This is a genomic window from Oryzibacillus soli (assembly GCF_051594765.1).
In the GTDB taxonomy this organism is placed as follows: Bacteria; Bacillota; Bacilli; order Paenibacillales; family NBRC-103111; genus Paenibacillus_AR.
Window position 1 is genome coordinate 248,561 of record NZ_JBPPGJ010000004.1, and the last position, 13,118, is coordinate 261,678.

A 13,118-nucleotide genomic window follows, 5' to 3' on the forward strand; every position below is an offset into this window, starting at 1 on the left:
CCATTTTTCGTGAACGTTCCCTTTCAAACCCCGAGAGTGGCGCCGCCATCCACGCACAGATCCTCCATGGTAATATGCTTCGACCGGTCGGACAGCAGGAAGAGTACGGCGTCGGCGATGTCGTCCGGCTCCGCAATTCGTCCCAGCGGGATACCCAGCCGGTACTGCTCGGGGGTTCCGGCGATGACCTTGGCCGCATCGTCCTCCGCCGGCTCCGCCTGCCACATGGAACGTAGCATCAAGGTGTCCGTCGAGCCCGGCGAAACCACGTTGCAGCGGATCCGGTACGGAGCCACCTCCAGCCCGAGACAGCGGGTAAAATGAGTCGCCGCCGCCTTCGAAGCCGCATATGCCGCCATCTGCATCCGGGGCACCCGGGCCGCATTGGAGCTTACTGTTACGATGGAGCCGCTCCGGCGGGGAATCATGTGGCGGACCACCGCCCGGCACATGTGGAACACCCCTGTACAATTCACGGAGAAGATGGCGTTCCAATCTTCGGATTGAAACGTTTCAATCGATCCCGTCCTTAAGACCCCAGCGACGTTGACCAGACCGTGGATCGGGCCCAGCTCCCGTTCGATCCGGTCTACCGCCGCTTCCGCCTGCTTGGCATGGCTGACGTCCGCCCGGTACACCGCAACGGGCAGCCCGGCTGCCGCCAGCTCCGCCTCCAGACGTCTCAAGCCCTTTTCATTCACATCCATCAGCGCTACCGTAGCCCCGCCGGCCGCCAGCGTCCTGGCCACGCTTTGCCCGATCCCCTGGGCTGCGCCCGTCACCAGCACCGTTTGGTTTTGGAATCCGGACCGGTTCATGACTCCGCCTCTCACACCTCCAGCCCCTTTCTTGCACGTGCGGCCAGCCGAACCGTCCGGCTCATAAGCGCCGGCAGCAGGGATACATGACCTTCGTCCGGGAAGAGGGTGTACTGCACGGAGAGTTCTTTTCCCGCCAATACCGCCATACGATCCGCGAAGATCCGGGCATTCTCGATCATGCCATGAGAGGTTTCCTCCGAGCCCACCGCGATGAGTAGACGAGCCTCCCGGGCACATTCCTCCAGCCTGCGGGGGAATTCCTCCAGCTTGCCGAAGACGAAGTCCGAATTCCAGTGAATGGACGGACTGCCGGCCACATAGCTCTGATACGAGCCGGGGGCGGTCAACAGAACCTGCAGAACGAACAACCCTCCCAAGGAATGGCCGACGATTCCCTGCCGTTCCCGGTTCACGGGATAATCCCGCTCCACCGCCGCCTTCACCTCCCGTTCGATGAAACGATGGAAGATCTCCGCTCCCCCGCATTCCGCGAAGGTTTTGCCCCGGAACGCATAGGGCGCTTCCCCTTCCGGCCGCGGGAGGGTAAAGTCGTAGAACCGGTTCTGGGAAAACAGCGCATCGGTCTGATACCCGATTCCGACCACTACCGCCGGGTCCACGCCGGTTTTATCCGACCGCCGGGATTGTATGGCCAGCGTCTCCACCACCGTATCGAACACCGCGTTGGCATCCAGCACATAGAGGACGGGATAGCCCCCCGGAGGAGGCTCCCCTTCCGGTGCCGCTATGAAGAGCCGATAGGCGCGGTTTCCCTCTACGGACCGGATGTCCCGGATTTCCTTCGTAAATCCCTTCATGCTTGTCACTCCTTTGCTCCTTGGTCTGCCACCACCGAACCACCTGTCAAGCTCTGGCCCGGTACAGCAGATATACAAAATAGGGGGTCCCGACCATTGCGATAACGATACCGGCCGGCAGCTCCACCGGGGCGAAGACCGTCTTGGCGATGAAGTCCGACACCATGACCAGCAGCATCCCGAGAAGACCGCTTAAGGGAAGGATCCGGGTGTGCCGGGTTCCCGCCAGCCGCTTGGCGATATGGGGGGCGATCAAGCCGACGAAGCCGATGTTGCCCGATACCGAGACGCAGGCGCTGATGACGCCGATGCTGCACAGAAGCAGAAGCTGCTTTTCCCGCTCCGCCGGAATGCCCAGACTGGTGGCGGTTTCCTCCCCCAGCCTCAGGTAGTCGATCACCCTGGCCCGGTAATAGAGCACGGGGATGGTAATCAGGAGCCAGGGGAGGATCGATAGAATATACGTCCAGTTGCCGTTCCAGATGCTGCCGGCCAGCCAGACGGTCGCCATCTCGAAGTCCTTGGGATTCATCTTCAACGACAGATACATGGCCGCCGCTCCGAAGCCCGACCCCATGGCGATGCCCGTCAGCAGGAGGCGCTGGGGATCCAGCCTGCCGTTCTGCCAGGCGAATGCGTAGATCAATACTGCGGCCAGCAGCCCGCCGGCCAAGCCGAACAGCGGCATGGCCAGAATATGCAGCAGCCCGCTTCCGTTGAACGTGCCGCCGAAGAAGAACATAAACGCCACGACGGCGGCTCCGGCGCCCGCATTGATCCCCAGCACGCCGGGATCCGCCAGCTCGTTCCGGGTGACGCCTTGGATGACCGCTCCTGCGGTCCCAAGGCCGAAGCCCACCAAGGCGCCGGTCACGATGCGCGGAAGGCGGAAATCGAAGATGACCAGGTCATGGTCGGGCACGGGATGAATGCGCAGCAGCGTGCGGATCACATCTCCCACCGATATGTCGAAGGCCCCGTTGGTCAGGCTGATGTAGAACGTTGCGGCGATGCCCGCCCATGCGGTCAGAACCAGCATCCGGTACCGGGATGTGTCCCGCTCAAGCATGACCTCTCCCTCCCCTCGTCCGGATCAAGTACAAGAAGAAGGGGACGCCGATCATGGCGGTCACGACGCCGATCGGCGTTTCGAACGGATAGTTGATGAACCGGCTGGCCACATCGCAGAGAGCCAGGAAGAGGGCTCCAAGGACGCCCGCGCAAGGGATGATCCAGCGGTAATCCACGCCGGTCAGGAAGCGGGCGATGTGCGGGATGATCAGCCCGACGAAGCCGATGTTGCCTGCCAAGGCGACGGAGATGCCGGTCAGAATGACGACGCTGAGTCCCGCCGCCAGCTTGATCAGGACCACCCGCTGCCCCAGGCTGACGGACACCTCCTCGCCCAGAGCCAGCACCGTCACCGATTTGGATACTGCGAAGGCAAGCAGAAGCCCCGTTACGGCGAAGGGGATGACCAGCCGGATCAGGTCCGGGTCCAGCTGGTGCAGCCTGGCGTTGTACCAGAAGCTGATGTTCTGCGACACCTGGAAATAAACCGCGAGCCCGGCGGCGATGCTGCTCAGGAAGGAGCCGATGATGGTCCCCGTAATGGCCATCCGGACGGGACTGAAGCCGTTGGGCATCAAGGAAGCGAAGCCGTACACGATGCAGACCGCTGCCGCTGAGCCCAGCAGAGAGAAGAAAATCATCCCGAGCGACGACAAATTCGGGAAGAATACCATACATACCGTAATGGCGAAGACGGATCCGTCCGATACCCCCATGACAGAGGGGGAGGCCAGATCATTGCGGGTCATGCCCTGCATGATGGCGCCTGATATGGCCAGGAAGGCTCCGATAAGAAGCGAGCCAACGGCTCTGGGCATTCGAGAATGGAGGATGATCTGATGGTTGACGTTCCCGGCATCGAAGTGGAGGATGGCGTCCGCCACGGTCTGCCACGGAATCGCCTTGGCGCCGTACAGGATGGACAGGACCACTGTCAGGAGGACGGCCGCCGGCGAAGCCACCAGCAGTGCCGCCCCCATGGCGGAGGAACCGGATCGGATCGAGGTTAACCGGTTCATACGTTATTTGGAGAGGTTCTCAACGGCGGCCTTCAGGAAGCTGATCTTGCTCCAGGCCGTACCACCTTGAGCCAGCGGGTCCACCACGTTGACGAATACCTTGTTGTTCTTGACCGCATTCATGCTCTTCCAGATCGGGTTGTTCTGCAGGTCCTCCAGAGACTTGGGCTTATCCTTGTTCTCGTCCTCGGAGAACTGCAGGAAGATGTAGTCCGGATTAATCTCGCTGAACTTCTCGAGAGAGACCGTCTCCTGGGATTGGGCCGCCTTGATCTGGTCCGGAACCTTCAAGCCCAGATCCTTATACAGCGACGGGTTGAAGAAAAATTCATCCCGGTAAATGGTAATGCTTCCGGCGCGGATCCGGATGGCCACCACCTTCTTATCCTTCAGCTTCTCGCCCAGCCGGGCCTTGGCCGCTTCCAGATCCGACTTGTACTGATCGATGGCCTGCTTGGCCTGTGCCTGCTTGCCGGTCAGCTCCGCCAGTAGGTTCAGATTGGCCTCCCAGTCGGTGGACAAATGGGACACCGGGAAGGTCGGAGCGATCTTCACCAGCTTCTCGGATACGTCAGCAGGGAACTTGGACGTGCCCAAGATGACATCCGGCTTCAGCTTCAGGATCGTCTCCACATTGGGCTGGCTTTTCTCCCCGATGGATTCGGTCGAGCCCGTTATGGGGGCGAACATGGCCGGGAATTTGCCGCCCACAGTGATGCCGCCTGCCGGCTTCACACCCAGTACCAGCGCGTCCTCCATGGCTTCCAGGCTTCCGGTAATGACGAGCTTCTCCGTCTTGGCCGGTATGGTATAGGTTTTATTCAGATAGGTAACGGTTCTCGTTGCGCCCGCCGTGACGGCTGCCGATGCTTCCGGCTTTTTCTCTCCCGCGCCGGCCGATGCGGCGGCGGTTGCTGCAGCGGTAGCGGTCGGACTGGATGCGGCGGCTCCGGAGGTGGTGGCCGAGTCATTTTTTTCTCCGCATGCGGATAATAGCAGGATGGATGCAAGCGCAGCGCACCCTAATGTTTTGTGGATCGAATTCATGGAAAATCCCCTCTCAACACTTGATATTGATAATCATTATCAATGATAAGTTCCAAATGCCCTACCGTCCATGGACGATTTCCGGATGTATTATGGACGATTTCCAGTCAGCAGCTCTATCGTCTGCTCCAGCAATCTCTCGTGAGCGGAAGCGGAGTACTCGCACCAAGGGTCGGGAGAGATGGTATACACCCTCTGGTTGCGCACCGCCTTCAAATTCTGCCAGACCGCTGATGTCTGCAGGGATCTCCAGAAGTTCAGCGTCTCCTCCTCCTGCCGAACGAGAAGAAGCAGGCGGTCAGCCGGGATCTCGGCCAGTTCCTTCGGGGTAATAACCCGGTCATACATTTCCTCTTGCGCCTCCAACGCCGAATGGAGCTGAAGATCTCCGAAGAACACCTCAGACAAGCTCCTGTTGCTGTATACCCGGATGTCCCGGTTGTATATCCGCAGGATCAGGAAGGTATCCTTCCCGACGGTGTGCTTCAACCGGTTCCTCGCCGTGCGCACCTTCCGCTCGTAACCGGCCAGCCAGATCTCCGCATCCCGCTTCCCGTCTAGCGCTTCGGCGATCGTAAGCAGTTGGTCCTTCCAACCTGCATCTCCCGGCGGCACGCAGAGCAGGCCTCCCGCTTGCTCGAGCACCTCCCGCTCCTCCTCCTCCGGCTCCTCCGAGCAGAGGATGATGTCTGGGTCGGATTCCAGCAGCCGCTCCGCGTTCCCCGTCCCTTCGTACCGGCGGCGGCGTCCGGCATGAAGATGCACCGGAATTTCATCCTTGTACGTCTTGTAATAGTGAGCGGTCCACTTGGGGTGCAGCGGGGCGGCATAGGGGATGATGTCCAGGGCGACCAGATGGCCGATCGCGGAGACATGATAAGCGGCGATCCTTCTGCTGCGCCGGCTCCTGTATTCCTTGGGCGATACCCCGACCACCTGCTTGAACTTGCGGCTGAAGTAGAATTCATCGGCATATCCGACGGCTTGGGCGATTTCCTTCAGCCTCCGCTTGGGATCCGGGGAACGGGACATCAAGAGCTTCGCGTGCTTCATCCGGAGGGCGGTCAAGTAATCCATTGCGCTAACGCCATAGGTCTTCTTGAAGAGGTCGACGAAGTACTTCCTGGACGTATTGGATAGCTGGGCCAGCCGGTCTATGGTAATGTCCGAAAAATAGAAGCGGTCCATATAGCCCCTGGCCCGTTCCACTCCGGACCGGCTGTCTTCAGGCTGCCGGAGGCTCCGGCCCCGCAGGATGGCATAGATCAGCTGGTGGAATAAGGATTGGCAGCGGAGCCGCTCCATCGGGTCCTTCATCTCCCGGCACTCTAGAATAGAGCTGCACAGGGCGGACAGCTGGTCTCCCGCAAGCACCCGGTGGAGGCCGTAGACATCCGGCAGCTCCGGGTCCAGTTTACCTTGGCGCAGCTCTCCCCGTTCTTCCTGCCGGTATACGTCGAACCGCAGCAGAACCAGCTTCAGCCCATGGGAAGGCTCCGCCGTTACGCCGTAGCTCTCTCCCGGCGAGCCCAAGTAGACGGTATCCCGATGCAGGCGGCATTCCTGATCCGCCAGCGTCAGCGTTCCTTCACCGTCTGTTACGATCAGAAGAACATGGGTATCTGCGATCTGCTGACCGGTGCTCCAGCCGCCATCCCCATGGAGATATTCGGCCCGGCGGTAATGGAGAACCGTTTCCACGGAGGTCGGGTCGGTATGCAGCAATTCCATATATGGGCTCGGTTGCATCTTTTCACCGCCTAAATTGAAGTGATTATTGTTTGAGTCTAATTGTTGATAATGATTATCATTATCACGAACCCATATTCTGGATGATAGGTCCTCCCCTTCGATCTGTCAATCCCCAATATGATAGAAGGTTGTCCGTTCAGGACAACCCGCTTGCCGGTCGACACTGGGAAGCGACGGCAATCCGACGGTTGGGCTTGGACTAGATCGGCGATTCGGAGTGTGCCGTGGACTAAATCGGCGGTGTGTAGAGCTGGCATGTACTAGATCGGCGACTCTGAGGGTGGCGGGGTACAATAACGGTTGCTAGAAACGCTATTTGCATAGTTGGAGGCCGGTTTGATTTCTAACGGTTGTATAAACGCTTATTTGTGTGATTTCCGGCGTAATAACCGTCCGAATCGGCAAATAACACCTGTGAGAACCGTTAGCCATCGACACAAGCCGAAACTAACCAAATAGCGCCTGTGGGAACCGTTAGCCTTTTTGTTGTCCGGCAGCGCTAATCCAGGGAACCCGTACGCAACCATCACTCTTTGGATGCTACGTGCGAGGATGGCGGTTTAAGCAAAATTCGGCATGGTGTCTCCCTTCTATTTCTTCAGAGTAGACAAAAAGAGGAGCCTGCATCATCGCAAGACTCCTCTATCCGTCCAAATATCCCCCTCTTCCCGCCACCGTCGCTCCTTCGCTCTGCTCCCCCTCCGCTTATCTCTCCTCCGCGCTCCTCCTGCCTCCGCCGCTCCTTTGCTCTCCTCCGCGCTCCCCGCCATTCCTACCTTCTCTCTCCTCCGCGCTCCCCGCTCTTCCCGCCACCGACGCTCCTTCGCGCTCCTCCCGCTTCCGCTTCAGGGGCGGATAGAGCTCCCGCCCTTCCTGGCGTAAGCGGCCTCGAGCTCCTGGATCATCCGATCCCCGCCGGACCTCCGCCATCTGGCGATCTCCGCTTCCCAGCCGGCTGCATCCAGCTTCCCCATGATGAACTTGGTCTCGGCGTCGGTGATGATCACCTCCAGCTCCTTGCCCCGGTCGGCATAGGTGTCCGACTCCAGCGTCAACGCGGGATTGGGCACGATGTAAGCCTCGTTAGCCTTCCCGATCTGCGAGCTCTTGCGGAACAGCTCCGGCTGCTGCGCCGGCTTCAGCTCCGGATTGTTCGAGCCCAGGAACGGAAGGGTGTCGCGATACGGCTTCACTTCCTTCATATCGAGGACGCGGTCCGTCACGACCGCATAGTCCCCCTTGTCCGCCCAATGCCGGCTCTCGATTCCCAAGGCCAGCACCGTCTGTGCGGGTGGCTCCAGCAGCTTGTCCAGAAAGCCCAAGATGCTCCGGACCTCCGCCTCCGACTTGACCGCCCCCTTGGGAATGGCCAGGAAGCCGGCATTGCCCGGCTCCCCCGGCAGCCGGATACCTTCCGGACCGGTCAGGGGGGCCGTATCCACCACAGCCGAAGGAGCCGTCATCTTCAGCTTATCCTGCCACGACTGGGCGTTCCCCCCTGCGATCTGGATGCCGGCCCGCCCCCCGTCGTAGATCTTCGCCGTTTCGGTTGAATCCGCAATGGCGAAATCCGGGTTGAGCAGATGCTCCTGGTAGAGCCGGCGGACCAGCTTCATGGTCTCCAGGAACGGCTCGGTCATAAATTCGGGCCGGAACCGGCCGTTCTCCTCCACCTGCCATTTGTTGGGTCCCCCTTGGGAGACGGAGATCCGGGTCAGCGTAGAGCTGATGTCCTGATTGTACCGCTTCTCCAAAACCATACCGTACGTATCATTCCGGCCGTTCCGGTCCGGGTCCTCCAAGGTCAAGGCCCGGATTACACGATACCAATCCTCCAGGGTGACAGGCGGCTGCAAGCCCAGCGTATCGAACCAATCCTTCCGGTAGTGGACCATGGCCCGGCCAAGATCCCGGTACAGGGGGATCCCATAAATTTTGCCGCCGACGGAGATGTTGTCGTAATATTCCTTTCTCGGTGCGGACAGATGGGGATAGTCCCCGAGCAGAGGGCCGAGCTCCCAGAATTGCCCTGCCTGCAGCGTGGCGATGATCGTGGGCGTATAGCTGAGCTTGATCAGCTGGGGCACCTCGCCGGAGGCGACCAGCACCTTGACCTTCTCCTCGTAGGCGGCGGGAGGGATCCATTGGATCTGCAGGTCGGTGCCGGTATAGGCCTCTATGGCCTTTTCGACCACATTGTCCGGGGGAGGCGGATCCCCTGCGGGACTGACCACCATAGACAAGAAGAGAGGCTCCCCCTTCCGGCTTGCCGCCTCTTGGCTCTTGTCGCCGCAGGAGGCCGTAAGTCCGGACAGAAGGAGCAGGCTCAACAGGACGGCGGAATTCGCTCTCATTCGGTACTCCCCTTCATGATCTTCTCCCGGTACTGGCCCGGCGTCATATCGTACATCTTGCGGAAGCTCCGGATGAAAGCGCTGATGTTCTTGTACTGCAGGCGCTCCCCGATCTCCGAGACCTTCCGGTCCGTCGTCTCCAGCATCGTCTTGGCCATCTTCATCCGGTATTCCGCCAGATAGTCGCTGAAGGTCATGCCGATCTCCTTGCGGAAGATCCGGCTCAAGTAGACATGATGATAGTTTAATTCCTGGGCGCAGGCTTCCAGGGTGATCTCCCGGTCGTAGCGCTCCTGGATCAGCTTCACCAGTCGGTCCGCCAGCTTGACGTATTGGGTATCCGCCCGCTCCGACAGCACCCGAATCAGGGGAACGAACAGCCGGGATTCGAACCAATGCTGGATCTCTTCACGGGTTTGGAGGCGGAACAGCCTGAGAACGGCCGACTCGTCCTCCAGCACCTTCCTCGCCGGGATTCCCTGATCCTGTAGAAGCTGCAGCAGCCGGGCCACCAGCTGGAGCAGAATAATCTGATGCTCCTCCAGACGGCCTTCCTTATGGAGCAGCGCATTCAAGATCTGCTGGAACACCTTGGAGGCGTTGATCGGCTGAAGCTCCCGCAAGGCGTACACGAGCCGTTCCTCCAGCACCTTCAGATGGGTGTATTCATACGAATCTCCCCCATTGCCGCGCTCCATGTCCCCATAATGCACGATGATGTCCGGCCCCAGACTGATCCGCGATTTCAGCGCCGACAGGCTCTCTCCGTAGGCCTTCACCGTGTCCGCCAGCTTCTCGAATGGCTTGCTGATGCCGATGCTGACCTTCAGCTGCAGAACCCCTTCGGCGTGTTTCTTGAGGCACTCGGCCGATTCGTACAAGAACCGGCGCACCTCCTCCGGCTCCTGCAGGTCCAGAGCCATCAAGGTGACCTGCGACGCATTCAGGATGATCGGCGTAAAAAACCGGCCTGCCGGCAGCACCTCTTGGGCAATATTGTTGATGGCATACAAAAGCAGCTCCCGGTCCTCCTCCCGGAATCGGGTCTCCTGCAGATTGTCGATCTGGAGAGCCAGGACCCCGAGACGGCTCCATTCCTTCGGGAAGCCGTACTGCTCTGAACGGAACAGATCGTCATTCTCCGTGATCTGTCCGGTGAAGAGCTTCAGAACGAAGAACTCCTTCAGACGGCCGGCCTGCCCCAGCAGCTGCTGCTCCGCCCGGGTGCGGGAAACCGCCAGCGATTCGATGCTCTGCCTGATATAGTCCAGCTCATCCTTGCCGGAGGAAGCAGGCTCCTCCTGCGTGACGGGACTGAAGCCGGATGCTACGTCCATTAGCCGGCGGATCGGACGGTACATGCGGCGGCTTCCATAGAAGGCGGCGACCATAACCAACAGGAGGATCCCTGTGGACACCGACAAGGTCATGCCGGCAATCTTCCGGGTTTCCTTCGTAAGCGCATCGATGGCCACAGCCGAGACGTAGGTCCAGCCGTTATAGCCGGATTGGCGGTAGACGACGGCCATCTCCCGGCCGTTCACGGTCATATTGAACCATCCGTCCTTCTCCGGCGGGCGGGTCTCCAGCCTCTCGCGGATAGCCCGGTTCACCGGCTCATATTCGCCGGAATCTACCCCATCGGCCAGAACCACGTCTCCGGAGCGGTCCAGGATGTAGCTATGAGCCTGGGCTGGGCCGGAGGAAGCCAAGGCCTCCTGAAGATCCGACGCGGCGACGCGGATGACGACAAGCCCCTGAGGCTTATCCGTCTGGGGCAGTATGGGGATCTTGTGAACCAGCGTGACGGCAGCGGCAGCAGAGTCCCCGGGTGCCAAGGACCGGCCCGTGTCCCAGTGGATGCTTCTCGGCTCCTTCGCATAATCGGTGAAGGCCTTGCGGTCCTCCAGCGCTTCCAGAGGCTTCAGCGTGTTCAGGCTCAAGGCCCAGTTGCGCTCCAGGTTGATGAGATAGGCCTGGGTGATCACCACGTCGCTTGCTTGCAGATTATAGAGCTCGTTGGATAAATCACGGACGGGTTCGAAATCCGAAGGGGTATAGGAAGCATGCATGGAGCTCCTCACCAAGGAGGAGTTGGCGAATTGGGTCGCCGACTTCTCGATGGACTTCAGCATCTGCTCCACACGCTGCTCTGTCTGGGCCAGCCACTGCATGTTCCCCTCCTTCACCTTCCGCTCAATATCCCGCGAGGCGATGGAATAGGAGGCCATGCCGATCATCACGGAGGGCAGCACGCCGAGAACCAGACTGAAAATCAAGAGCCGGAGCGAATATTTGCTCATCATCTTATCCTCCTTCCCACCGAATCGGGTGTATTTGGAAGCGCGTACATCTCAAGGTATTCGAAGGATGGATAGGTTAAATTCTGCATACCTGCAAGGAGACTGCACCCTTAAGTATACCGCATGGATAAGCCCATTTCGTTATCTCTACTTGTTGAAAACGCTGCAATTTGCATATCTATGCCCACCTTGCTTCAAGCTCCATCTCCCTGCGATGATGCGAGATATGCAGCAGTTAACCTTCCGCAGTTTCTCTTCGGAGAAGAGGCCGAGATTATAGGCGTAATCGCTTTCATTCCCTATAGTTAAGGCGTAGACAGCTCCGCGACGCTGTTATGAATCCTAATTGGAGGAATGTCAAAATGGGTCAACAGAAACAGACAAATTGGTTCGCCGTATTCTGTACGCTGGCAATAGCCGGCAGTGTGCTTGCCGGCTGCGGCGGCAAGGATTCCGGAGAGTCATCCGGCTCCGGCTCCAGCTCCGGCGCTTCCCCTGCGGCCTCCGCCGCGGTACCGGCCGGTCCCGTGAAATTCACCGTCATGGCGGATCTTCAAACGACGGAGGTCCCTTCGGACAAGCTGGAGAAGATCCTGGAGCAGAAGACCAACTCCGAGATGGAGATCCAATGGGTGCCGGACGGGTCCTATGACGAGAAGTTCCAGGCCGCCATGGCCACAGGCGCAATGGCGCAGGTTGTGTACCTGAAGAACTCCGCCTCCTTCGTCCTGCTGCGGGACGCCATCAAGAACGGCCAATTCTGGGAGATCAGCCCGTATCTGAAGGACTATCCGAATCTGGCCAAGCTGGACACGAAAATTCTCGACAACACCAAGGTCGGCGGCAAGATCTATTCCCTGTACCAGGAGCGTCAGCCTGCCCGCTCCGGCCTCATCTACCGGAAGGACTGGCTCGATAAGCTGGGCCTGAAGGTTCCCACCACCACGGACGAGATCTACACCATGCTGAAGAAGTTCAAGGAGGCGGACTTGGCCGGCGGCGGCAAAACCATCCCGCTCGCAGACCGCAACGACCTGATCTACGGCTCCTTCAAGACCATCTCCATGCTGTTCGGTACCCCTAACGGCTGGGGATTGGCGGATGGCAAGCTGGTCCCGGACTTCACGACCAAGGGTTATATGGATACTCTGAACTACTTCAAGAAGCTCCGTGATGAAGGCCTCATCAACCAGGACTTCCCGGTCACCTCCAAGACGGACCAGCAGAATCTGGTCTACACCGGCCGCTCCGGCTTGTATGTGGGTACTATGGGAGACGTGAAATCCTTCGTCGACAAGACCACCAAAAACGTGCCGGAGGCCACCTTCGAGGTTTCCAATGATCTGAAGGGACCGGACGGCAAAAACACCACCTGGGGCCTGAACGGCTACGGCACCCTGGTGATGTTCCCGAAATCCTCCGTCAAGAACGAGAAGGACCTGAAGGCGATCCTGTCCGTCTATGACAAGTTCTTCTCTCCCGAAATCGCGGACCTGCTGAAGTACGGCCTGGAGGGCGAGCATTATACCAAGAAGGACGGCAAAATCGTTCCCAGCACCGACGCCAAGCTGCTTGAGAAGGAGGTCCGGCCCTATCTGAACATGGCCCTGGCCGAGACCACCAACGTCACCCCGAGCTTCTATACCCTGCCGGTGCAGGAGAAGGCCAACAACCTCTCCAACGAAGCCGTGAAGTTCATGGTGACGGATCCGACAGCGGCTCTGGATTCCCCGACGTACACGGAGCGCGGCGTCCGGCTGCAGGATCAGATGAAGGACGCCACTTATCAGTACATCATGGGCAAGATCGATGCCGCCGGCTTCCAGAAGGCCATTGACAAGTGGAAGTCGGACGGCGGCCAGAAGATCATCGATGAGTACAACCAGCAGTACGCCAGCTTGAAGAAATAACATGACAGAGTGGGACGCGGGCC

Annotated in this window: 9 protein-coding genes; 1 reads left to right on the plus strand and 8 read right to left on the minus strand. The window is 59.4% G+C overall.

Annotated features, from left to right (window positions below):
* Window positions 1-23: 23 nt before the first annotated feature.
* From ACSEXW_RS07115 to ACSEXW_RS07150, 8 genes are all read right to left on the minus strand, one after another.
* Window positions 24-818: a 2,3-dihydro-2,3-dihydroxybenzoate dehydrogenase gene (locus ACSEXW_RS07115; RefSeq protein ID WP_438445414.1), complete on the minus strand. Its 795-nt coding sequence runs from the start codon at window positions 816-818 to the stop codon at window positions 24-26.
* 11 nt (window positions 819-829) lie between these two features.
* Window positions 830-1,639: an alpha/beta hydrolase gene (locus ACSEXW_RS07120; protein ID WP_438445415.1), complete on the minus strand. Its 810-nt coding sequence runs from the start codon at window positions 1,637-1,639 to the stop codon at window positions 830-832.
* A gap of 46 nt (window positions 1,640-1,685) precedes the next feature.
* Complete coding sequence (locus tag ACSEXW_RS07125) at window positions 1,686-2,678, minus strand: FecCD family ABC transporter permease (protein ID WP_438445516.1); 993 nt, start codon at window positions 2,676-2,678, stop codon at window positions 1,686-1,688.
* A 22-nt stretch (window positions 2,679-2,700) separates the two neighbouring features.
* Window positions 2,701-3,729, minus strand: coding sequence for a FecCD family ABC transporter permease (locus ACSEXW_RS07130; RefSeq protein ID WP_438445416.1), 1,029 nt, complete (start codon window positions 3,727-3,729; stop codon window positions 2,701-2,703).
* A gap of 3 nt (window positions 3,730-3,732) precedes the next feature.
* Window positions 3,733-4,776 carry an iron-hydroxamate ABC transporter substrate-binding protein gene (locus ACSEXW_RS07135; RefSeq protein WP_438445417.1) on the minus strand — a complete coding sequence of 348 codons (1,044 nt, stop codon included), beginning with the start codon at window positions 4,774-4,776 and terminating at the stop codon, window positions 3,733-3,735.
* 90 nt (window positions 4,777-4,866) lie between these two features.
* The gene (locus ACSEXW_RS07140; RefSeq protein ID WP_438445418.1) at window positions 4,867-6,525 is read right to left on the minus strand and encodes an AraC family transcriptional regulator; all 1,659 of its coding nucleotides are present in this window, start codon (window positions 6,523-6,525) and stop codon (window positions 4,867-4,869) included.
* A gap of 848 nt (window positions 6,526-7,373) precedes the next feature.
* Entirely contained in the window at window positions 7,374-8,882 is a 1,509-nt protein-coding gene (locus ACSEXW_RS07145) for an extracellular solute-binding protein (protein WP_438445419.1), read from the minus strand.
* Window positions 8,879-11,188 carry a helix-turn-helix domain-containing protein gene (locus ACSEXW_RS07150; RefSeq protein WP_438445420.1) on the minus strand — a complete coding sequence of 770 codons (2,310 nt, stop codon included), beginning with the start codon at window positions 11,186-11,188 and terminating at the stop codon, window positions 8,879-8,881. The genes ACSEXW_RS07145 and ACSEXW_RS07150 overlap by 4 nt, the downstream gene beginning before the upstream one ends.
* Window positions 11,189-11,547: 359 nt before the next feature.
* On the opposite strand from ACSEXW_RS07150, the gene ACSEXW_RS07155 reads away from it, so the two are divergent.
* Window positions 11,548-13,095, plus strand: coding sequence for an extracellular solute-binding protein (locus tag ACSEXW_RS07155; RefSeq protein WP_438445421.1), 1,548 nt, complete (start codon window positions 11,548-11,550; stop codon window positions 13,093-13,095).
* Window positions 13,096-13,118 lie beyond the last annotated feature (23 nt).